General features: G+C 40.4%; 21 protein-coding genes and 4 tRNA genes. 15 read left to right on the forward strand and 10 right to left on the reverse strand.

Annotated features, from left to right (window positions below; all coding sequences use genetic code 11):
- Together VKY50_RS12045 and VKY50_RS12050 are read left to right on the forward strand one after the other, a co-directional pair.
- Positions 1 to 3320 (forward strand): CusA/CzcA family heavy metal efflux RND transporter (locus VKY50_RS12045; protein ID WP_324302071.1); only part of this gene is annotated, 3320 nt, incomplete at its 5' end.
- Between the two features lies 1 nt (position 3321).
- Positions 3322 to 4503, forward strand: coding sequence for an efflux RND transporter periplasmic adaptor subunit (locus VKY50_RS12050; RefSeq protein ID WP_324302072.1), 1182 nt, complete (start codon positions 3322 to 3324; stop codon positions 4501 to 4503).
- A gap of 160 nt (positions 4504 to 4663) precedes the next feature.
- On the opposite strand, the gene trpA is transcribed toward VKY50_RS12050, so the two are convergent.
- The 10 genes from trpA to VKY50_RS12100 form a co-directional block, all read right to left on the reverse strand.
- Positions 4664 to 5425: a tryptophan synthase subunit alpha gene (gene trpA / locus VKY50_RS12055; RefSeq protein WP_324302073.1), complete on the reverse strand. Its 762-nt coding sequence runs from the start codon at positions 5423 to 5425 to the stop codon at positions 4664 to 4666.
- Positions 5426 to 5450: 25 nt separating this feature from the next.
- Complete coding sequence (gene trpB / locus VKY50_RS12060) at positions 5451 to 6629, reverse strand: tryptophan synthase subunit beta (protein ID WP_324302074.1); 1179 nt, start codon at positions 6627 to 6629, stop codon at positions 5451 to 5453.
- 30 nt (positions 6630 to 6659) lie between these two features.
- On the reverse strand, positions 6660 to 7298 hold the full coding sequence (locus VKY50_RS12065; RefSeq protein WP_414652343.1) for a phosphoribosylanthranilate isomerase: 639 nt from the start codon (positions 7296 to 7298) through the stop codon (positions 6660 to 6662).
- Between the two features lie 17 nt (positions 7299 to 7315).
- The gene (gene trpC / locus VKY50_RS12070) at positions 7316 to 8098 is read right to left on the reverse strand and encodes an indole-3-glycerol phosphate synthase TrpC (RefSeq protein WP_324302076.1); all 783 of its coding nucleotides are present in this window, start codon (positions 8096 to 8098) and stop codon (positions 7316 to 7318) included.
- 21 nt (positions 8099 to 8119) lie between these two features.
- Positions 8120 to 9115, reverse strand: coding sequence for an anthranilate phosphoribosyltransferase (gene trpD, locus VKY50_RS12075; RefSeq protein ID WP_324302077.1), 996 nt, complete (start codon positions 9113 to 9115; stop codon positions 8120 to 8122).
- 70 nt (positions 9116 to 9185) lie between these two features.
- Positions 9186 to 9752 carry an anthranilate synthase component II gene (locus tag VKY50_RS12080; RefSeq protein ID WP_324302078.1) on the reverse strand — a complete coding sequence of 189 codons (567 nt, stop codon included), beginning with the start codon at positions 9750 to 9752 and terminating at the stop codon, positions 9186 to 9188.
- A gap of 5 nt (positions 9753 to 9757) precedes the next feature.
- Positions 9758 to 11158, reverse strand: a complete 1401-nt coding sequence (locus VKY50_RS12085) for an anthranilate synthase component I family protein (protein WP_324302079.1) — start codon at positions 11156 to 11158, stop codon at positions 9758 to 9760.
- A 323-nt stretch (positions 11159 to 11481) separates the two neighbouring features.
- A complete protein-coding gene (locus VKY50_RS12090) occupies positions 11482 to 12054 on the reverse strand; it encodes a YceI family protein (protein ID WP_324302080.1) in 573 nt (190 codons plus the stop codon).
- 45 nt (positions 12055 to 12099) lie between these two features.
- Positions 12100 to 12732, reverse strand: a complete 633-nt coding sequence (locus tag VKY50_RS12095; protein WP_324302081.1) for an NAD(P)H-dependent oxidoreductase — start codon at positions 12730 to 12732, stop codon at positions 12100 to 12102.
- Positions 12733 to 12780: 48 nt separating this feature from the next.
- The gene (locus tag VKY50_RS12100) at positions 12781 to 13230 is read right to left on the reverse strand and encodes a MarR family winged helix-turn-helix transcriptional regulator (RefSeq protein ID WP_324302082.1); all 450 of its coding nucleotides are present in this window, start codon (positions 13228 to 13230) and stop codon (positions 12781 to 12783) included.
- Positions 13231 to 13425: 195 nt separating this feature from the next.
- On the opposite strand from VKY50_RS12100, the gene VKY50_RS12105 reads away from it, so the two are divergent.
- The 13 genes from VKY50_RS12105 (at position 13426) to VKY50_RS12165 (ending at position 21462) form a co-directional block, all read left to right on the forward strand.
- On the forward strand, positions 13426 to 13908 hold the full coding sequence (locus VKY50_RS12105; protein ID WP_324302083.1) for a TlpA disulfide reductase family protein: 483 nt from the start codon (positions 13426 to 13428) through the stop codon (positions 13906 to 13908).
- A 36-nt stretch (positions 13909 to 13944) separates the two neighbouring features.
- Positions 13945 to 14556 (forward strand): thioredoxin family protein, encoded by a 612-nt coding sequence (locus VKY50_RS12110; RefSeq protein WP_324302084.1) that lies wholly within the window; start codon positions 13945 to 13947, stop codon positions 14554 to 14556.
- Between the two features lie 80 nt (positions 14557 to 14636).
- On the forward strand, positions 14637 to 14951 hold the full coding sequence (locus VKY50_RS12115; RefSeq protein ID WP_324302085.1) for a rhodanese-like domain-containing protein: 315 nt from the start codon (positions 14637 to 14639) through the stop codon (positions 14949 to 14951).
- Between the two features lie 84 nt (positions 14952 to 15035).
- Positions 15036 to 15263, forward strand: a complete 228-nt coding sequence (locus tag VKY50_RS12120) for a PspC domain-containing protein (RefSeq protein WP_324302086.1) — start codon at positions 15036 to 15038, stop codon at positions 15261 to 15263.
- Between the two features lie 214 nt (positions 15264 to 15477).
- Positions 15478 to 17562, forward strand: a complete 2085-nt coding sequence (locus VKY50_RS12125) for an amino acid carrier protein (RefSeq protein ID WP_324302087.1) — start codon at positions 15478 to 15480, stop codon at positions 17560 to 17562.
- Between the two features lie 264 nt (positions 17563 to 17826).
- Positions 17827 to 18966 carry an acyl-CoA dehydrogenase family protein gene (locus tag VKY50_RS12130; RefSeq protein ID WP_324302091.1) on the forward strand — a complete coding sequence of 380 codons (1140 nt, stop codon included), beginning with the start codon at positions 17827 to 17829 and terminating at the stop codon, positions 18964 to 18966.
- A gap of 159 nt (positions 18967 to 19125) precedes the next feature.
- Positions 19126 to 19320: a 30S ribosomal protein S21 gene (gene rpsU, locus VKY50_RS12135; protein WP_324302088.1), complete on the forward strand. Its 195-nt coding sequence runs from the start codon at positions 19126 to 19128 to the stop codon at positions 19318 to 19320.
- Between the two features lie 105 nt (positions 19321 to 19425).
- A complete protein-coding gene (locus VKY50_RS12140) occupies positions 19426 to 20316 on the forward strand; it encodes a tyrosine-type recombinase/integrase (RefSeq protein ID WP_324302089.1) in 891 nt (296 codons plus the stop codon).
- A 104-nt stretch (positions 20317 to 20420) separates the two neighbouring features.
- The gene (gene hpf / locus VKY50_RS12145; protein ID WP_324302090.1) at positions 20421 to 20723 is read left to right on the forward strand and encodes a ribosome hibernation-promoting factor, HPF/YfiA family; all 303 of its coding nucleotides are present in this window, start codon (positions 20421 to 20423) and stop codon (positions 20721 to 20723) included.
- An 87-nt stretch (positions 20724 to 20810) separates the two neighbouring features.
- Positions 20811 to 20884: transfer RNA gene (locus tag VKY50_RS12150), tRNA-Thr, on the forward strand.
- A 166-nt stretch (positions 20885 to 21050) separates the two neighbouring features.
- A tRNA-Tyr gene (locus tag VKY50_RS12155) sits at positions 21051 to 21133 on the forward strand.
- 53 nt (positions 21134 to 21186) lie between these two features.
- Positions 21187 to 21259 (forward strand) — tRNA-Gly (locus VKY50_RS12160).
- Positions 21260 to 21390: 131 nt separating this feature from the next.
- Positions 21391 to 21462 (forward strand) — tRNA-Thr (locus VKY50_RS12165).
- Positions 21463 to 21529 lie beyond the last annotated feature (67 nt).

A 21529-nucleotide genomic window follows, 5' to 3' on the forward strand; every position in this document is an offset into this window, starting at 1 on the left:
TAATCGTTATTTTTGTATTGGTCATTTTCCTTGGAAACTGGCGGGGCGGGGTTATTGTAGCCTCCACAATTCCACTATCATTGTTGTTTGCCTTTGTGATGATGCACATCTTTGATGTTTGGGCCAATTTAATGAGTCTTGGTGCCATCGACTTTGGGATTATTGTTGATGGCGCTGTAATTATTGTGGAAAGCATCGTTTTTGTGATTCACGGTCGTGTTGTGAAAGGGAAGCAATTAACCAGCGAAGAGAAAGATGAAATTGCTAGTACTTCATCGAAAAAAATGATGAATGCCGCCTTTTTTGGACAGCTGATTATTTTGATTGTTTTTCTCCCTATTCTGACCTTGGAAGGCGTGGAAGGAAAGATGTTCAAGCCTATGGCGCTTACCTTTATTTTTGCCATGCTTGGAGCGATGATTCTATGTCTTACTTATGTTCCAGCAGTTTCTTCTTTGTTTTTAAAGGCCAGTCCAGTAGGGAAAAAGAGTTGGGGAGACAGGGCTGTTAATTGGTTAGAAAAATGGTATGAAAAACTTCTTACCTCGGTTTTAAAGTCGGCAAGAATTGTAGTTGGAGGCTCCGTAGCACTTTTTGTAATATGCGTAGTGATCTTCACTAGAATGGGAGGTGAATTTATCCCTGAATTAGATGAGGGAGATATTGCCTTTCACATTATACTTAAACCGGGTAGTTCCCTTGAAGAAGGCATCCAAACCTCGACTAAGATCGAAAAGTTGCTCCTTGATACCTACCCAGAGATCATTCAGATAGTGAGTCGCTTTGGAGTGTCAGATATTCCAACAGACCCCATGCCTATGGATATGGGAGACAGCTTCATTATCTTAAAAGAAAAGAGCGAGTGGACCTCTGCCAAAACAAAGGGAGCCCTCATTGAAAAGATGAAACAAACCTTGAGTGTCTTCCCTGGGGTGAGTTTTGAATTTTCACAGCCCATTGAGATGCGTTTTAATGAACTAATTTCAGGAGTACGTGAGGACATTGCTGTTAAGCTATATGGGGAAGATTTAGATGTTTTAGCTTCCAAGGCTCAGGAAATGGGACGGCTAATCAGTACCGTTGAAGGGATCTCGGATTTGAAAGTGGAGACCACCACAGGCCTTCCGCAGATAACGGTCAATTATAAACGAAACAAAATAGCGCAGTACGGTCTATCGATCAAGGATCTTAACACGCTAGTTAGCGCTGCATTTGCCGGTGGTCATGCTGGTGTGGTTTTCCAAGGAGAACGGCGCATTGAATTAGTGGTTCGTCTAGCCGATACCTACCGCTCTACTATTGATGATCTTAAAAATTTATATGTTCCTTTGGCCTCTGGTACGCATATTCCATTGCGGGAAGTAGCTGATATTAGTTACCAAAGGGGACCGATGCAGATCAGTCGAGAGAACACCAATCGACGAACCTATGTTGGGATCAATATTAGGGATCGCGATGTGAAATCAGTGGTCGAGGATATTAAGAAAAAGTTAGCTGCAGAGCTGGAGTTGCCTGCTGGTTATTACATCCGATATGGAGGTGCTTTTGAAAACTTTGAGCGCGCTATTTATAAACTTGAGATTGTCGTGCCTATTGCGCTTATACTAATTTTTGTGATGATTTATTTTGCGCTTAATTCCTTTAAACAAACCAGTATGATCTATGTGGCGATTCCTTTAGCGGCCATAGGGGGCGTGCTCTCCCTTTGGATTAGAGGAATGCCCTTTAGCATATCTGCTGGAGTAGGGTTTATTGTGCTATTCGGAGTAGCGGTATTAAATGGACTGGTGTTAATTAGTGGATTGAATGAACTTAAAAACCAGGGGGTATCGGATCTTCATAAGCGTATCCGACTTGGGGTCAAAAGGCGTATTCGTCCGATATTGTTAACAGCCCTAACGGATGTTTTGGGCTTTTTACCTATGGCAGTTTCGGTATCCTCGGGGGCAGAGGTACAGCGACCATTAGCTACGGTAGTTATAGGAGGAATGATCTCCTCCACGCTTTTAACATTATTTGTTCTTCCGATTCTCTATAAGTGGACTGAAGAACGATCTTTAAAGGTTACATTAAAAGCACCGTCGAAAGTATTCTTGTTAGTAGTAGGGCTTTGTGTCGGTGTGTCCGTGACGGCTCAGGATTCCAAGCAAGCTGCTCTGAAGAACACTTCAAAAGATTTTAAGGTAATTGATCAGCAGCAGGCCGTTGCATTGGCATTGAAAAATTTTCCGTTACTCAAGGGGAAGAATTTAGAGATTCAACAGCAGAAAGCTTTGAGAAAATCAGCATGGGATTTGGGAACCACTACGGTGTTTACAGGTGGAGAGGAAATCAATGATGGCAATGGTGTGTATACCACCATAGGGTTGCAGCAACAAGATATCGATATTTTTGGAATAGCCGCTAAACTTCGCCAAGGTAAAGAACAAATTGCCTTGGCCGAAAAGGCCTATGAACTTTCTAGCCTTCAAGTGGCACAAGAGGTAAAAGTAGCATGGGTGAAGGCGTATGTAGCCAAAAAAGAACTGGAAGCCTACAAAAGGCTTGACTCGTTATACCATGAATTTGAACGTGCCGTGGCACTGCGCTATGAGGTGGAAGCTATTTCACGATTGCAATGGTTGTCGGCCAAAAATCAGGTATCTCAAATATATCTTAAAACAAAACAGCGTCAGGGAGATTATAACATCGCCTTGGAGAAGTTAAATCGCTGGTTGGGTGAAGAGGAGTTCTATCAGGTTAGTCCATCTCTGGAGACTAATTTTTCACCACTGCAGTCATTTGGTGCAGACTCGCTTGATCACCCTGCATTAGCACTGTATCAGCAAGAGGTGGAAGTGGCCAAGGCTCATTATAAAAGTATTCGTTCTGAGTTTCTTCCTAAATTAAGTATCCAAGGAGGAAAACAGGAGGTAAATGACAATGGGGGGTTCTACAGCTTTCAAGCTGGGCTATCGATACCGCTGCTCTCTGGTAAATCCTACGCTCAAGCTAAGGCAGCACAAATTGAGACTCAAATAGCAAGGCAAACAGCCATCTATCAAAGCGCCACCCTGGAGTCCAATTACCGAGCGGCTCTTGAGACTTATCTCAAGTGGGAAGCGTCCTGGAAATTTTACCAAAGCAATGCCTTACCACTGGCTAGGGAGCAACAAAAGGCTGCTCTTATGGCATTTAATGAAGGCGCCATTGCATACGTGCAATTCACCCAACTATTGGATAAAGTAGTGGAATTGGAACTGGATGCTTTGGATGCTCTTGAGAATTATCTTGAGGCCCGAGCAAGACTTGAATTTTTCGCAATTGATAAAACAAATTAAAATGAATAGGTTATATAAAAAAATGAATCTTTTAATGGTGCTTTGCGCTATTTTACCACTAGTAGGTTGTGGTGATAATTCCAAAACTTCGCCTGCAGATTCCTCTGAGCACCTCACTGAAACTATTCAAGAGACGATGCTCACTGCGCAACAATTTAAAGCATTGGGCATGGAGGTTGATAGTTTACAAAAAAGGAATTTGCAGGGATATGTTGCCACCAACGGCTGGCTAGAGGTCCCACCTCAAAATGAGGCAGTGGTAACTTCGGTCTTTGGAGTTAATGTAGCTAAAATCCTTGTCATAGAAGGAGAACAGGTCAAAGCGGGCCAAGTGTTGGCCTATATCTCACATCCTAGTTTAATTCAAAAACAAACGGATTATCTAAATGCCTTCCACCAGTACGATTTACAACAAAAAGAGTTTGCGCGCCAGGAGAAATTATACCAAGCTGGGGTGGGCTCCGGTGAAACCTATCAAAGAGCGGAATCTGCGTTGCGTCACTCCAAAAGTAGTATGCTAGGGCTGGAGTCTCAGCTGCGTTTGCTGCATTTAAATCCTACGAAAATACAGCAAGGGTATATAACCGAGCGTATTCCTGTAATCTCTCCAATTGATGGGGCAGTGCACAAGGTGAATGTTAAGACAGCTCAGTTTGTCCAGGCGCAAAATCCGATGTTTGAAATTGTAAATACGCATCATGTTCATGCCGATTTATTGGTTTATGAAAAAGATGCCGCTAAGGTAAGACAGGGTCAAAGTGTACGATTTACGGTGGAATCTTTCCCAACGAAGGAGCTTGAAGCTCGTATTATTTCGGTGGGTAAAACTTTTGAAAAGGACCCTAAAGCCATTCATGTTCATGCAGAAATAACGCAAAAGCCCGAAGGATTAATCCCTGGAATGTATGTGCAGGGTAGAATTCTTGTAGATAGCACCATGTCGATTGCATTGCCAGAGAGTGCTGTTGCAAAACAAGGGGAGGACTATGTTGTCTTTACCGCTGAGCGGGAAGGGGAGGATTGGTCATTTAAACCAGTGGAAGTTGTTCCGGGACTTACTACAGGGTCTTGGACAAAGTTGGAGTTTCTCAGCCCCGTTACACCCCAAACAAAGTTCGCCTATAATAATGCGTATTACCTGATGGCTCAGATGAACAAAGCTGAAGCAGGGCATCATCATTGATGATTTTGCGCTATTGAAAACAAGTGCTGTTTCCTATATAAGAAAAGGAAACAGCACTGGTCAATAGAGGGTTTTGTAAGGTCATTTTATCTGCTGGTCCTACCTTTTAATCCGGTAGCCTTAAGCTACTGGTTTAGAAAACAGGATGCATTGCGGTTTATCAAAGGATGCTTTTTATAAAGGGATCGATCCCTGAGATGCCTTTCTCTGTAAGGGTTTTTATAAAGGCTGATCCTATAATAGCTCCTTTGGTATACTGGGTAGCACTCTGGAAGGTTTCTTTATTACTGATTCCAAAACCTACGATTTGTGGCGCTTGTAAATTCATCGATGCTACCTTTTTAAAGTAATCGGTTTGCTTGTCTGAGAATGTATTTTTAGCTCCAGTAACACTTGCCGAACTCACCATGTATATGAACCCTTTTGATACAGTATCTATAAGTTCAATTCGCTCTTTGGAGGTTTGTGGTGTAATAAGAAAAATATTGATTAGGTCGTATTTCTCAAACATCTCTTGATACGCTTGGTGGTAAACATCCACAGGTAGGTCAGGAACAATCAAACCATCGATGCCAATTTCTTGACACTTTTGGCAAAATTTCGCTACTCCATATTGTAGTATAGGGTTGAAATACCCCATGATAATCAATGGTATTTGAACGGTTTTTCGAATGTCCTTTAACTGCTCGAAGAGTTTCTCTGACGACATGCCATTTTTTAAAGCTTTTGTGGAGCTTTCTTGAATGGTTGGGCCATCTGCTAAGGGATCTGAAAAGGGTAGTCCTATCTCAAGCATATCCACCCCACTTTTTTCAAGTTGTTCGATAATGGGAACGGTATCCTCTAATGCTGGATACCCAGCGGTAAAATAGATCGAGAGAAGTTTATCAGACTCTTGTAATTTTTTATTGATTCTATTCATTGTAATGCGTTTTTAAAATTTAAGGTTAAAGATCGAAATAACGGATATAGGTATCTAGATCTTTATCGCCCCTTCCCGATAAGCTGATCACAACAATGTCGTCTTTTTTAAAGGAGGTATGTTCAAATATCGCTAGAGCGTGCGCGCTTTCTATGGCAGGAATAATTCCTTCTGTTTTACATAGTTCAAGACCAGCCCTCATTGCTTGCTCATCGGTGGCTGAGTAAAAGGTTCCTCTTTTAGTGCGGTATAAATGGGCATGCATAGGGCCAACTCCAGGGTAATCCAACCCTGCCGAAATGGAATAGGGTTCTGTGATCTGTCCATCTGGGGTTTGCATTAAAAGGGTTTTACAACCGTGAATAATACCTTCTTTTCCAAGCTGGGAGGTGGCGGCACTTTCTCCAGATTGAATTCCTTTACCAGCTGCTTCTACGGCAATAATATGGACCTTTTCATTGTCTAGAAAATGGTAATATGTTCCCGCAGCATTACTACCTCCTCCAATACAAGCCACCACATAATCAGGATAATCTCTTCCTTCTTTTTCTTGAAGCTGCCATTTTATCTCCTGTGAAATAACACTTTGAAATCTGGTCACCATATCCGGGTATGGGTGTGGGCCGATGGCCGATCCGATTATATAATGGGTGTCCACTGGATTGTTGATCCAATCTCGGATAGCTTCATTAGTCGCATCCTTAAGGGTTCTACTGCCTGATAACGCTGGGCGTACCTCGGCTCCTAACATTTTCATTCTAGCTACATTGGGGGCCTGACGCTCAATGTCAATCTCACCCATATAAACGACACACTTTATATCTGCAAGGGCGCAAACTGTCGCTGTTGCTACCCCGTGCTGACCAGCGCCTGTTTCAGCGATGATACGATTTTTACCCAATCGTTTTGCTAGAAGAATCTGACCTATGGTGTTGTTAATTTTGTGTGCTCCGGTATGGTTGAGGTCCTCCCTTTTTAGATATACCTTCGTACCGTGTTTTTTGGAAAGCCCTTTAGCGAAATATAAAGGTGAGGGCCTACCAACATAATCTTTCAGTAGCTGATTGAATTCTTTTATAAAGGATTCCTCTCCCATGATCTTAAGGTATTCTTGGCGGAGTTTCTCTACATTAGGGTAGAGCATCTCAGGGATGTATGCTCCTCCAAATTCTCCGTAATATCCTTGCTTATTAACGTGATACATATACTTATACTTTTTAATTGAGACCTGCCATTATCTGGAGGAAATCTCTTCTAATTTTGTTTTAAACTCTTTGACTAATGTGCTGTTTTTTAACCCTGGTTCCTCTTCAAATTGACTGTTGACATCAATGGCATGAACCGGTAATGAAGAAGCTATTTTTTCTATGGCCTCAAGCTGTGCAATACCAATGCCTCCACTTAGGAAAAAGGGTTTCTCAGAGGGGTAATTGTTTAAAAGTTCCCAATTAAAGGTATATCCGTTACCTCCTGCGTATGCTCCTTTGGTATCAAATAAGAAATAATCGACCAAGGGTTCATATGTTTTTAAGGTGGAAAAATCAAAATGGTCTTTAATGGAAAATACTTTAATTATAAATGGGGACTTATCAATGGTGCCTCTTTGAGCCTCTTGCTGTAACTTCGATTTTAATTGCTTTATGTAGGCTGTTGACTCGCTTCCATGAAGCTGAATTCCATTGAGTTTAAATTGGCTTACTTTCTCTGAAACTTCGTCTATGTTGGCCTTTACAAATACCCCTATTTTTTTGATGGACGCTGGAAGTTCGGGAAGTGGCCCCATGAAATTTCTAGGGGATTTTTCGTAAAAAATAAACCCGAGGTAATCTGGTGATAGATTTCCTACCTTTAGAATGTTTTCAGGGTATTTCATACCACAAACCTTTAGCTTCATAACAATTGGGATATAAATGTTTTAGCACTTTCTCCTGGAAGATCGGTTTTCATAAAATTCTCTCCAATTAAAAAACCTTTATATCCGTAGGGCTGAAGTTCTTTTATAGCTTCTGTGCTACTGATGCCGCTCTCTGATACCTTTACGAATTCATCTGGAATACGCGCTGCCAAGGATTTGCTAATCTCCAAACTGACCTCGAAGTTCTTTAAATTTCTGTTATTGACTCCAAGGAGGTCAATACTGGGCATGATCGATTTTTGAAGTTCTTCATCATTGTGAACCTCTAATAAAACCTCCAATCCAATGGATTTGGCGGTTTCACTCAGCGATTTTATTTCTTGCCGATCCAATAGGGCAGCAATAAGCAAAATCACATCAGCCCCATAAGCCTTGGCTTCAATGATTTGATAGGGGTCAAATATGAATTCTTTCCGAAGTAAGGGGATCGTTACCGAGGCTCTTGCAAGGAGCAAATCATCTAATGATCCACCAAAATATTTTCCATCGGTAAGAATTGACATCCCACAAGCGCCTGCTTCTTTATAACCAATGGCGACTTGGTCTACATTAAGTCCATGGTTGATAATGGACTTTGATGGGGAACGTCTTTTGTGTTCTGCAATGATACCAGTTTTACTTTCCTTTAAACGCGCGCTTAAAGAAGGAGAATCCCTATTAAATAATACGCTTTGCTCTAACTGCGTTACTGGTATTAGTGACTTTTTTAAGGCCACTTCCTTTTTTTTGTCAGCAAATATTTTTTCTAATATATTCATAACCTAAAACGGTTTTTCTTTTTAATTTAGACTCAAGTCTCGGATGTTTTCAAAGGCTGCTAAGGCTTTTTTACTAAGGAGCGATTCTTTAGCGAGTTGAAATCCTTCCATCGGACTCAGCCCTTTTACAGTAGCTATGGCCACCGCTGCATTGGCACAGACAACATTGTTTTGTGCTTCACTTCCCTGTCCCGCTAGTACTTGGGTGAAGATTCTCGCTGCGGATTCTACACTATCACCACCATATATCGCAGACTGATCGTGTCCTTTTACTCCAAAATCATCTGCCGACAACATTTGTTCGGTGTGATTTCTGATTACTTTCGCTCTGGAGGTTAAAGAGATCTCATCATAACCATCTAGGGCGTGTACGATGGCGTAATTTTTATCGGTGTTTTGATATAAATACGCATACATGCGTGCAAGTTCCAAATTGTATACCCCCACCATTTGATTTTTAGGAAAAGCGGGATTTACCATCGGTCCTAGGGTGTTGAAAAATGTTTTAACAGCCAATTCTTTTCTAATAGGCGCTACATTTTTCATGGCAGGGTGGAATAGGGGAGCATGCAGAAAGCAAATACCCGCCTGGTCGATGGATCGCTTTAAAAAATCAGGATCATTTGAGAATTGTATGCCTAGATGCTGCATTACATTACTAGAGCCGCATTTTGAAGAAACGCCGTAATTTCCGTGTTTGGTCACATGAACTCCAGCACCAGCAGTCACAAAGGAGGCCAGTGTAGAGATATTAAAGGTGTCTTTTCCGTCTCCACCTGTACCGCAAAGATCAATGGTGTTATATCCATCTAGATCCACGGGAATGCAAAGTTCCAGCAAGGCATCTCGGAAGCCTTCTAACTCTTCAATGGTAATGCTACGCATCATATATACTGTTAAGAATGCTGCTATCTGACTCGGATTATAGGAGCCGATTGAGATGTTAACGAGCACATTTTTTGCCTCTTCCTTGGAAATGGTTTCGTGATTAATTAATCTATTTAATAATGCTTTCATAAGGTTTGCTATATTCTAAAAATTGTTTAATTGCTTTGGCTAATTTTTGTCGGTTGGATGCTCGATCCTCTTAAGTAGCCTTAAGCCAATTGTTTAGGATTTGTTTTCCCTGTGGTGTAAGAACTGATTCTGGGTGGTATTGCACCCCGCATACATCATATTGCGCATGTCTTAGGGACATTACCTGTCCATTTTCATCATAAGAAGTTGGAATTAATACCGCTGGAAGATTTGGATCGACAACCCAACTGTGATAACGCCCAACTTTGATCTGATTTGGAAGGTCTTTATAGATAGGATCCTCTCTCACGATTGAAATGGTTGTGGCAACCCCGTGATACACCTGTGGTATATTGATTAATTTTCCACCGAAAACCTCCCCAATGGCTTGTTGTCCAAGGCACACCCCGAGAATACTCTTTGTCGGTGCATAGGTTCTAATGATGTCTTTTAAAAGGCCAGCCTCATCTGGGATACCTGGCCCAGGGGATAGTACGATTTTATCAAAGGGCGCTACCTGGTCCAGGGTGAGTTGGTCATTTCTTTTGACTGTTACCTCTTGACCTAGATCCTCTAGGTAATGTACTAGATTATAGGTAAAACTATCGTAATTGTCTAGGACTAAAATTCTTTTCATTTTCGCTAAATGTCTTCTGCCATTTGCATGGCCTTATTTAATGCTCCTAATTTGTTAAAGGTCTCTTGTAGTTCACTCTCGGGATTGGATCCTGATACTATCCCAGCGCCTGCTCTGTAATACAGGTGGTGGTTTTTACTTAAAAAGGTTCGAATCATAATGGCGTGGTTGAAGTTGCCGTGAAAATCCATAAACCCAATCGCTCCTCCGTAGTAATCGCGGTTACTTCGTTCATATGTATCGATCAGCTGCATGGCCATATGTTTTGGAGCGCCACTTAAGGTTCCAGCAGGGAAGGTATCGGCAACCACGCGCATGGTGGGTGTTTGTTTTTTCTTAAAAGCGGTAACCTTTGATACAAGGTGTATCACGTGGGAAAAGAATTGGACTTCTCTATAGGTTTCTACTTTTACTGAATTGCCGTTCCTACTCAAATCATTTCTGGCCAAATCCACCAGCATCACATGCTCACTATTTTCTTTGTCATCCTCGGAGAGCTCTTTGGCAAGCTCCGCATCTTTTTCATCATTTCCAGTACGTTTAAAGGTGCCTGCGATGGGATGTATTTCTGCTTTCTCATCCTTTATAATGAGTTGCGCCTCTGGGGAGCTTCCGAATATTTTAAAATCTCCATAATCAAAGTAAAATAAATAGGGGGATGGGTTAATGGAGCGCAAGGCGCGGTAGACATTAAACTCATCTCCTTTAAATTGCTGCTCAAAACGACGGCTGAGCACTAACTGAAACACATCCCCACGATGACAATGTTCTTTAGCCCTTTCCACTAAAGCTCTATAATCTCCGTCTGTGAGTTTTGAACTCGGCGCTCCTACCTTTTCAAAATTATAAGACGAGAAATTTTTCGCCTTTAAGAGTTGGTTGATCTCCTCTATATTGGAGGCGCTCTGATGGCAATGGCAAAAGATATAAGCCTGGTTGTTAAAGTGATTAATGGCGATAATGTTTTGGTAGATCGCATAGTAAATGTCTGGGATATCTAAGGCATCTTGCTTTTTGTCGATATCGATGTCCTCAAAGTAACGAACCGCATCGTAGGCGATGTAACCGAAAAGTCCATTGTTTATAAATTTAAAACTATTGGAGTCTGTTTCAAAGCGTTGAGAAAACGCTGTAATTCGCTCTGGAACATTGGTGTTTGGATCGATGGGGGTCTGCGAATAGGTCCCATCAGGGTATTGCTCTACAATGGTTTGATTTTCCACCTTGATCGAGGCGATAGGGTTAAAACATATATAGGAGAAACTATTGTTATTGGCATGGTAGTCACTACTTTCCAATAGGATGCTATTGGGGTATCGATCCCGTATTTTCAGATAGACACTCACCGGGGTTATGGTATCCGATAGGATCTGTTTGAAGTGTGTTTTTAATGGATATGTTTTCATTTGAAATACCGTAAATTATTTTATTTTAAACATAAAAAAAGGCTTGTCGTGATTGACAAGCCTTTCGTATTATTTTTCAAAATACACTAATAGGATGCTAGCTCACGACTTTTGACGTAAGTTGTACCACCACCATGTATTTCTTCTTATTGCTCTCATTGATGGCTCAAATATATAAAACTAAATTAAGTTGTCAAACAAAAAAATGAATTTACAACGAAATAAGATTTAAACGTGACATTCATCTATAAAGCAATACAGGCAGCCCACGGGCTGCCTGTATTAACACTTAACTATAGCATAGTAAACATTGGTACTTTCCTTTAGAAAACTAAATCTACATTTAAGTCAAATTCGTCATAGATCGTTTTATCACCAAGGTTGTCAAAGAAACTTCCTGAACCGTAACGGATGTTATACTTCGATCGGTCGATTTTTAAGTTTGCCGTAGCTTTGCTTCCGTAAACGGAGATTTCAAAATCAACTGGCAGTGTTTTACCTTTAATGGTTAAGTCTCCAGTAGCATCGTATGAATTCTTACCACTAGCGGTAACCTTGGTGATTTTTAAAGTGGCAGTGGGATATTTTTCAACTCCAAAGAAATCATCAGATTTCAGGTGTCCATCCAATTGATCTTTATATTCACCAGAGAGGTCAGTGGTATTGATGGAGTTCATATCAACGATGAATTCACCCCCAGTTAATACATCTGCTTGAAACTCTAAGAAACCACTCTTTAGGTCGATTGTACCGTAATGGGAACCTGTTACTTTGTAGCCTTTCCAGTGGACTTGGCTTTGTTTTACATTGACTTCTTTGGTTACTACATCAACAAATGCACTAGCACCCATGGCTACCGCTAGCACTACTACGGAGTTTAAAATTCGTTTTTTCATTTCTTATTTCGCTTTTTGTTAAAATTTAATTATTTGATTGTTGTGTTATATAGTGATGAAGAGTTCTTCTTCAGGTTTTCTAACCTTTTGATAGTGTTGGGTAGGATCCTGGGCGGATCGGTATCCCAATGCTGCTATTACACTGGGCGTTAGGTTCAATTCTTTTAAATTTAGTACTTGCGCTACTTTAGCGGCATCAAACCCTTCCATGGGACAACTATCGATTTTTAAATCTGCGGCGGCGGAAAGAAGGTTTCCAAGGGCGATATAGGTTTGTTTGGCCGCCCAAACCTCCCGAGCGTCTTGCGATAACCCATCCACCACACTGTTCATTAAATTTGAGAAGCCTTCTAGTTGCTCGTTTTGCAGCCCTCTGGTCTTGCGGATGTTGGCTATATAAGAGGCAATGTGTTTTGCGTTTAAATCAGATACATTGGCAAAAACCACCACATGGGAAGAGTCCACTAATTGTGGTTGCCCAAAGGCCGCCTCTTTTAATTGTTCTTTAACCTTTGGATCGGAAATAATTAAAACCTTATACGGTTGTAGCCCGTAGGAGGAAGCAGACAATTGGATGGCTTCCTTTAAGAGGCCAATAGCTTCGTCTGAAATTTTTTTAGTGGCGTCGAATAGCTTGGTAGCATAGCGCCATTTTAAGTTTTTATTGTATGTACTCATCGCTTTTTAGTTTGATAGTTGTATATACAACTATTGATTAAAAAATTTTTAGCTTCTAATTTTATCTAGTAACTCATTGAGGGTTTCTGCCTCCTTTGTACTTAGTTTTTCAATAAATGAATCGTTGAGGGCCTTCATAGGACCATCTAATTGTTGTAGAATATCAAGTCCTTTTTGGGTGATCGTAATATCTACTTTGCGTCTATTTTTTTTACACACCCTGCGTTGCACCATATCTTTAGCGATTAATTTGTCCACAAGTCTTGTGGTGTTGCTCATTTTGCAAATCATACGCTCCTGTACACAACTCAAACTCGCAGGGACGCCTTTTTGCCCCCTTAAAATTCGCAGTACATTAAATTGTTCTGAGGACAAATCAAAAGGTTTGAGCACCTCGGAGGATTTGTCTTGAACTAAATTTGAAGTGTACAACAAATTCAGCACCGTCTTTAACTCGAGTGAAATACCTTTGGATTTTATAATGTCTTCTATCTTCATTGTATCGACAACTATTGTAGGTACAAATGTAATGCAATTTTGATATGGAATTGATAAAAAAATGTTAAATGTAGCGATGCGTATCAGACACTTGTTAAATTTAGTGCTGTAATTTACATTTCTGCTACAATGAGGCGCTTGGGTTTATTGATGGTTTTGGTGGCTTTTGTTTCCTGTAAATCAGGGGAGCATAGTATGAATTATTCTTTTGTTGATTATGAAACGGCCAAACCACATCAGCTATTGTCTACTTCCTATTGCGATATTCCAGTGTACACTTTCGATGAATTTGAAAAGCTTTTAAAGGTGCATCCTCAGAAGACCTACGTGGTAAACTTTTGGGCTACCTGGTGTAAGCCTTGTGTGAAGGAGATTCCCTACTTTGAAAAACTTCAAAGCACCTATAGCAGTCAAGAGGTGGAAGTGGTGCTGGTAAGTTTGGATTTCCCTAGCAAAGTGGACAGCCAACTGCTTCCTTTTCTGGAAGAGCATCATCTTAGAAGCCAGGTAATTCTCCTTGATGATCCCCATCAAAATCGTTGGATCCCGAAAATTGATAAGGATTGGTCTGGAGCGATTCCTGCAACACTAATTTTTAATGCAAACAGACGTTCGTTTTATGAAAAATCATTTACCTTTATGAGTCTGGAGGCTGAGCTTCAGGACTTTTTAAACTAATTTAAACTTTGTTAACTAATTAAACCTAAACAAAAAATGAATATGATCAGAATGCTTTTAGTGCTTATGGCCGTCTCGGGTTTATTTGCCTTTAGTCCCCCAGACCATAGAGCTGAAGGGTATTCGATTGGGGATATAGCAGCGGATTTTTCCTTAAAGAATGTGGACGGTGATATGATTTCACTCTCGGATTATAGTGCGGCCAAGGGGTTTTTGGTGATTTTTACATGTAATAGTTGTCCTTATGCCAATGCGTATGAGGACCGCATTATTGCGTTGGATAAAAAATATAAATCCTCTGGGGTGCCCGTGATCGCTATAAACCCGAACAACCCCAAGTATCGACCTGAGGATAGTTTTGAAAGTATGCAAAAGCGCGCCCAAGAGAAGGCTTATACCTTTCCATATCTAATGGATGTGAAACAGGAAGTCTTTCCTCTTTACGGTGCAAAACGAACCCCGCACTGTTTTCTATTAGAGAAAACCGATTCCGGCAATGTCGTTCGTTATATCGGTGCTATCGATGATAATTATCAGGACGCCATGGAAGTAGAAGTGCGTTATGTGGAAGATGCTATTGAGGCCATGTTATCCGGGCGTGAAATTCAAATCGAAATAACCAAGGCTATTGGTTGTTCAATTAAATAATTATCCATTGGATTTATATAACTTTGCACCATGGAAGGGAACTTCTATTTTTAATTTTAATTTAAAATACAATATATATTATGGTCGAGTTGACACAAGAAGAGTGGTTAGAACAACTTCAAAATGATGACAATGCAGTGATTTTGGATGTACGTACAGACGAAGAGTTGGAAGAGGGGTATATTCCAAATGCTATCCATATTGATATCTATAAAGGGCAAGGTTTTATAGATGAGGTCGAAAAACTGGATAAGTCTAAGAACTATTTTGTGTACTGTCGCTCTGGAAAACGTAGCGCTCAGGCTTGCCTTTTGATGAACCAGCATGGTTTTGAGAACACCAACAACCTACTCGGTGGTTTTATGGAGTGGGAGGGCGAGATCACGCAGGATTAAATGTATTGAGATTTTAGATCATTAGGGTGGGGATCCACCCTTTTTTCTCTGTAGTACTTTCAAGGTACTTAATACCTTTGTGTTATGATTTCACTTCAAAGAATACGATACTATTTTGAGAAGAACGGTTATGCAGTGTCTTCTCGTGTGGCGGAACGACTTGGTATGAAAACCAAGAATGTTCGCCTTTTCTTCATCTATGCTTGCTTTGCTACACTAGGAATCTGGTTTTTGGTGTATCTTAATTTGGCCTTCTGGCTTAAAATTAAAGATTTGGTATATACCAAAAGATCTTCTGTTTTTGACTTATAATCTGCTGGGGTTACCTACTGTGAACTGATGGATTTGAATTTTTAGTTTAAATCCTAGAGGAATTTCATTTGTTTTAGTTTTCTGCTTTTAATCGGACCGCTATTGAATAAAAACTAGATTTAACGGGTGAAATTTGAATAAGAGTCATTTTTTTAGGATATTGTTCGGCGTTTAAAGCTAATTTAAAAATAACATAACAAAAACTTAATCTTATATGAGAAAAGAATTTCTCTCGGTTTTATGTGTGCTAGGTTCCCTGTTTTTAACTGCACAGGATCTTAGTATAAAAGAAACCCTTATAAATCCATCAAGTCAAATCAACGATGGTCAAATTGAAGTTGAGGTCTTTGGAGGACATCCACCTTACATCTACAAATGGAGCAACCAATCAACCTCTCTAAAATCAAATAAAACTACCGGTCTGACAGAAGGCGTTGAATATACGCTCAGTGTGACCGACTCACACGGTCAAACGGTTACCAAGACATATGAGATTAAATCAGAGTCTATAACAGAAATCTTCAACGGATTCATGACACCGGCAGTATCGGCTCTTGGATCCGTTTTATTTTGGGATCCATTTGCTGCTTTAGGAATTTACGATCCCATAACTTATGCGGATGTGAAACTCATCCCGATTCCTGGATGGACCGCAGGGATTGACGAAAAGTTTATTCTAGATAAGTGGCTTGTTGCCGAAGGTGATCATGTTGAAAAAGGGCAAGAGATTGCCGTGGTCTCCAAAGCCTCGGGAGGAACCATTAGTGTAACGGCTCTTGCCGCTGGTACCTTAAAGTACAGGGTTGAACAAGGCGGTGTGATTTATAATTCTGAAAATACCAAGCATGTTGTGGAGGAAGGTGCGCATAATCTTGCGGAGATTCAATATGATGAGCCCGTTGCGCTTTTACATCCCAATGGTGATTTTCAAACCACCAGTATTCCGTTTATTGTTATCTGGTTAATCTGTGGCGCTTTGTTCTTTACAATAAGAATGGGTTTTATCAATATCAGAGGGTTTAAGCATGCATTGGATTTAGCAAGAGGAAAATATGATGACCCTACAGCACCTGGACAGGTAACGCATTTCCAAGCATTGGCCACTGCGGTCTCTGGAACGGTTGGGCTAGGGAATATTGCTGGAGTAGCCGTTGCGGTCTCTATAGGAGGAGCAGGGTCCACGCTTTGGATTATTATAGCTGGTCTATTAGGAATGTCTTCAAAATTCGTCGAATGTACCCTTGGGGTAAAGTATCGAAATATTTTACCGGACGGTCGCGTGTTCGGAGGTCCGATGAATTATCTCCGATATGGATTGGAGAAAAAGAATCTTACGGGTCTTGGTAAAGTTTTAGCCGTATTGTTTGCTATTCTAACAGTAGGTGCTTCTTTTGGTGGCGGAAACATGTTTCAGGCCAATCAAGCTTTTGAAACCCTGGAAGGACAAATGGCCTTTATGCAAGGACATGGTTTTTGGTTTGGAGTGATCACTGCTATTTTAGTGGGTGCCGTTATCATTGGAGGAATTAGTAGTATTGCAAAAGTTACGGAAAAAGTCGTTCCCTTTATGGCTGGTCTATATGTGTTAGGTGCCATTTTGGTCATTGGCGTGAATATCGAAAATTTAGGGGCCGCAATTTCTGCAATTATCGATGGTGCCTTTAGCCCGTCTGCTTTAAAAGGTGGAGTGATCGGGGTATTGATTGTAGGGTTTCAAAGAGCAGCCTTTTCCAATGAGGCTGGAGTTGGATCCGCAGCAATTGCGCATAGTGCGGCTAAAACAAATCATCCACCATCTGAAGGGTTTGTGTCTTTGTTAGAACCTTTTATTGATACAGTAGTGGTTTGTACCCTAACAGCTTTAGTGCTCATCTTTACTGGGATGCATGAAGTGGAAGGGATAGGAGGTGCGCAATTGACCTCTGATGCTTTTGGAACGGTAATTAGCTGGTTCCCTTACGTTCTGGCAATGGCCGTGTTCTTATTTGCATTCTCCACTATGATCTCTTGGTCTTATTACGGAATGAGAGCGTGGACGTTCCTCTTTGGAAAAAGCAAGCGAACAGAAATTGTGTATAAACTTCTTTTTATGTTTATGGTGGTAGTGGGCGCTTCGGTGAGTTTAGGAGCGGTGCTAACCTTCTCCGATATGATGATCTTGTCGATGTCATTTCCCAATATTATAGGACTCTATATTATGAGTAAGGAAGTTAAAATTGACCTAAAAGAATACACCAGAAAACTCAAAAGTGGTGAATTGTTTAGGAATCCAGATCCTGTTAAAGTGAAATCAAAATAATATCCACGAACGCTTTGGCGTTGTAAATCATCCCTCTTTAGTGCTGCTCTTGGCATAGAAGAGGGATGATTTTTTGCAGTTAACTATTTCAGCCAGTGTGTTCAAAATTTTTGTAACTTACTGAACAGGGCTGGTACCAATGTGAAACATTTGCATATTTATTGAAAAATGCGGGTTTTTCTAAGGAAAGAATTAATAGAATTCAACTATATTTGACCTCCGATTAAAAATCGTTTATTTATGGAACTTGGTATGGAGGAAAAGATGAATTTTGATTATACGGAAACCCAGCAATTGATAGCAGAATCTGCTCGTGATTTTGCAAAGCAATTCATAGAACCGTATGTGATGGAATGGGATGAAAAACAAATTTTCCCAGTGGATGTTTTAAAGAAGGCTGGAGCGTTTGGTTTTATGGGGATATTGGTGCCTGAGCAATATGGTGGATCTGGATTTGGTTATCACGAATACATTGCTGTGCTAAATGAAATCTCCATGGTAGATCCATCGATAGGGTTGTCTATAGCGGCACATAATTCTTTATGTACCAATCATATTTTAACCTTTGGAAACGATGAGCAGAAGGCCAAGTGGATCCCTAAATTGGCCAGTGCAGAGTGGATCGGTGCTTGGGGCCTTACCGAACACAATACAGGTTCTGATGCCGGTGGAATGAGTACCACCGCGGTTAAAGATGGTGATCATTGGATTATCAATGGGGCTAAGAACTTTATTACACATGGTAAAAGTGGAGATATAGCAGTGGTTATAGTGCGAACTGGTGAAAAGGGGGATTCTAGGGGAATTACAGCTTTTGTGGTCGAGCGAGGAACGCCAGGATTCACTAGTGGGAAAAAAGAAGATAAACTCGGGATGCGCGCTAGTGAAACTGCTGAAATGGTATTTACGGATTGTCGTATTCCAGATGCCAATAGATTGGGGCCAATAGGAGATGGGTTTATTCAATCCATGAAAATACTCGATGGTGGTCGCATCTCCATCGGTGCGCTTTCTTTAGGGGTAGCGAATGGGGCATATAAGGCAGCACTAAAATATTCTAAGGAGCGCGTGCAATTTGGTAAACCAATTTCTCAATTCCAGGGCATATCCTTTAAACTCGCTGAGATGGCGACCGATATTGAAGCCTCTGAGCTTTTATTGCACAAGGCGGCTTTTGAGAAAAATGCGGGTCGATCGATGACAAAAATCGGAGCTATGTGCAAAATGTTTGCCTCCGAGGCCTGTGTTCGTATTGCCAATGAAGCGGTGCAAATTCATGGAGGATATGGGTATATTAAGGATTTCCCCGTAGAGAAGTTTTACAGGGATGCCAAATTGTGTACCATAGGGGAAGGGACCACCGAGATTCAAAAAGTGGTCATTTCTAGGCATCTTTTAAAATAATATATTTTATCACAGGGGCGTGGATGCTAAAAACACATCTGCGAATCTCTTGTGAATATAGCCTTAGGCTAGCGTTGGTCGGCCTGTTTTATTTTTTTGTTTTTTATTCAAAAAATATATTATATTTGCCGACCGAAAAAGAAAGGAGGTGATACAACGATGTTAATTATACCGATTAAAGAAGGAGAAAATATCGATAGAGCACTTAAGCGTTATAAGCGTAAATTCGATAAAACCGGAACAATGAGACAGCTACGTAACCGTCAGCAGTTCAATAAGCCTTCCGTGGAGAATAGAGCAAAACGCCAGAAAGCTCAATACATACAGCGTTTGAGAGATCAAGAGGAGATTTAATCTTGGTTTGATCCTATAGAGATATATCCCAGCTTTTTTAAAAGGCTGGGATTTTTTTTCTTTAGTGCCTGCTGGTTTCTAATAAACTTCTAGTAACTTTGAGTTATGGAGTTTCAGAAGTTTCTTGACTATTTACAAATCGAACGTAATTATTCGCTGCATACCACCGCGGCGTATAAAAGGGATTTGATGAGCTTTAAGGACTTTTGTGTCACCACCTATGGAACATTCCATTATAAGGAGGTAAATTATCCTATGGTGCGCTCCTGGATTGTTTCTTTGGCCGAAAGTGGTAATGGGAATCGTACCATTAACCGTAAGGTGTCTTCTCTTAAGGCGTACTTCAAATATTTACTAAAGACCCAGCAACTCGAGGTGAATCCTTTGGTGAAACATCAAGCGCTAAAAACCGCCACTAAGATTGAAGTTCCTTTTTCAAAACAAGAGATTAGAGCAGTATTAGATCGTTTTAAATACGAGGTCTCTTTTGAAGGGGTGCGTGATAAAACGATTATTGAGTTGTTGTACGCCACTGGCATACGCAGGGCTGAGTTACTTCATTTAACGGTAAGCGATATAGATTTTGCTAATAAAACTATAAAAGTCTTAGGCAAACGAAACAAGCAGCGAATCTTACCTCTTCTTCCAGTTATAGAACAGTTGCTAAAGGACTATCTTGATCTTCGAGAGCGCATAGAAGGCTCGCTGACCAATGAATGTTTATTTATTCTTAAAAACGGTCATAAAATCAATGAATCGTTTGTGTATCGAACAATTAATGGTTATTTTAGTGAGGTGTCAACCAAGCAAAAAAAGAGTCCGCATATACTAAGGCATAGTTTTGCAACGCACCTTCTTAATGAAGGGGCTGATTTAAATGCTGTCAAGGAATTGCTTGGACATTCATCATTAGCATCGACACAGGTGTATACACACAATAGTATGGCGATGCTTAAGAAGCAATATGGGCAGGCGCACCCAAGAGTTAAAAAATAAAAAGCTACCGCTATGTAAAAAAACTACTCAGGATCATTGCGATGGTCAAATGTAATTTCATCCTGATTCGGGATGTACGTTTAACCCTTTTAAATTTAGATGATATGGATGTGAACACCCAATCTGTCAACTTCAACGTGGAAAAGGAGTTGCTGAATTTTATTCAAAAGAAAATGGATAAATTGGATAATTTTTACGATCGCGTAATTTATTCGGATGTGTTTTTAAAGGTTCAAAACACCAGTGCAAAAGAGAATAAAATTGTAGAAGTAAGAGTGCATGTGCCTGGAGATGAGTTTTTAGTGAAAAAACAGTGTAAAACCTTTGAGGAGGCGGTCGATTCCGCTGCTGATTCCTTGGAGCGAATTTTGAAAAAGAGAAAGCAAAAACTAAGAGCATATATCTAATTAAAATTTTTTACAATTTGTTTTGTATAAAGAATTATTTATATACATTTGCAGTCCGTTAGAAATAGCGGACTTTTTTAGTGAAATGCCGATGTAGCTCAGCTGGCTAGAGCAGCTGATTTGTAATCAGCAGGTCGTGGGTTCGAGTCCCTCTATCGGCTCTGAAAAAAGTAAAGTTTTTTGAAGTATTGTTTAAGTTTTTATGGGTGTGATAATTCCTGAAAAAAATGAGAAAAAAATGTGGTGGATTAAAAAATATTCCCTAATTTTGCGCTCGGTTTTTGAAAGAAGAATTTTTACAATCTAGCTATCATAAAACTTACTATTGGGGAGATACTCAAGCGGCCAACGAGGACAGACTGTAAATCTGTTGGTTTTTACCTTCGCAGGTTCGAATCCTGCTCTCCCCACAGCGTTTTAAAGCGTGCTTTTTTTTTAAAGTGTGATTTATTTCGATAATAATGCGGGAGTAGCTCAGTTGGTAGAGCGTCAGCCTTCCAAGCTGAATGTCGCGAGTTCGACCCTCGTCTCCCGCTCTAGATTAACCTGGGTATTCCTTGGGTTTTGAGAAAAAAGAGTTGGGGATTGTCTTTTGAAAAATAGGTGTGTTCTCTTCTCTTGTTCTGGTACTTTAAAGTGTGGTTTTTCAGCTTTAAAGTGTTTACAAGCCGGTGTAGCTCAGGGGTAGAGCGCTTCCTTGGTAAGGAAGAGGTCACGAGTTCAATTCTCGTCATTGGCTCTTGTTTCGTTTAAATTTGAACACTAATATATAACTAAGATTAAAATTATTAAATCATGGCAAAGGA

It is taken from the genome of Galbibacter sp. (assembly GCF_035306585.1).
GTDB lineage: Bacteria > Bacteroidota > Bacteroidia > Flavobacteriales > Flavobacteriaceae > Galbibacter.

Coding starts and splice junctions, on each gene's coding strand:
- trpB (WP_324302074.1), bottom strand. CDS start 6,629: ATGTATCACGTTAATAAGCAAGGATATTACGGAGAATTTGGAGGAGCA.
- trpA (WP_324302073.1), bottom strand. CDS start 5,425: ATGAATAGAATCAATAAAAAATTACAAGAGTCTGATAAACTTCTCTCG.
- VKY50_RS12095 (WP_324302081.1), bottom strand. CDS start 12,732: ATGAGTACATACAATAAAAACTTAAAATGGCGCTATGCTACCAAGCTA.
- rpsU (WP_324302088.1), top strand. CDS start 19,126: ATGTTAATTATACCGATTAAAGAAGGAGAAAATATCGATAGAGCACTT.
- VKY50_RS12115 (WP_324302085.1), top strand. CDS start 14,637: ATGGTCGAGTTGACACAAGAAGAGTGGTTAGAACAACTTCAAAATGAT.
- VKY50_RS12090 (WP_324302080.1), bottom strand. CDS start 12,054: ATGAAAAAACGAATTTTAAACTCCGTAGTAGTGCTAGCGGTAGCCATG.
- VKY50_RS12130 (WP_324302091.1), top strand. CDS start 17,827: ATGAATTTTGATTATACGGAAACCCAGCAATTGATAGCAGAATCTGCT.
- VKY50_RS12120 (WP_324302086.1), top strand. CDS start 15,036: ATGATTTCACTTCAAAGAATACGATACTATTTTGAGAAGAACGGTTAT.
- VKY50_RS12080 (WP_324302078.1), bottom strand. CDS start 9,752: ATGAAAAGAATTTTAGTCCTAGACAATTACGATAGTTTTACCTATAAT.
- hpf (WP_324302090.1), top strand. CDS start 20,421: ATGGATGTGAACACCCAATCTGTCAACTTCAACGTGGAAAAGGAGTTG.
- VKY50_RS12100 (WP_324302082.1), bottom strand. CDS start 13,230: ATGAAGATAGAAGACATTATAAAATCCAAAGGTATTTCACTCGAGTTA.
- trpC (WP_324302076.1), bottom strand. CDS start 8,098: ATGAATATATTAGAAAAAATATTTGCTGACAAAAAAAAGGAAGTGGCC.
- VKY50_RS12105 (WP_324302083.1), top strand. CDS start 13,426: ATGAATTATTCTTTTGTTGATTATGAAACGGCCAAACCACATCAGCTA.
- trpD (WP_324302077.1), bottom strand. CDS start 9,115: ATGAAAGCATTATTAAATAGATTAATTAATCACGAAACCATTTCCAAG.
- VKY50_RS12140 (WP_324302089.1), top strand. CDS start 19,426: ATGGAGTTTCAGAAGTTTCTTGACTATTTACAAATCGAACGTAATTAT.
- VKY50_RS12085 (WP_324302079.1), bottom strand. CDS start 11,158: ATGAAAACATATCCATTAAAAACACACTTCAAACAGATCCTATCGGAT.
- VKY50_RS12125 (WP_324302087.1), top strand. CDS start 15,478: ATGAGAAAAGAATTTCTCTCGGTTTTATGTGTGCTAGGTTCCCTGTTT.
- VKY50_RS12050 (WP_324302072.1), top strand. CDS start 3,322: ATGAATAGGTTATATAAAAAAATGAATCTTTTAATGGTGCTTTGCGCT.
- VKY50_RS12110 (WP_324302084.1), top strand. CDS start 13,945: ATGAATATGATCAGAATGCTTTTAGTGCTTATGGCCGTCTCGGGTTTA.
- VKY50_RS12065 (WP_414652343.1), bottom strand. CDS start 7,298: ATGAAATACCCTGAAAACATTCTAAAGGTAGGAAATCTATCACCAGAT.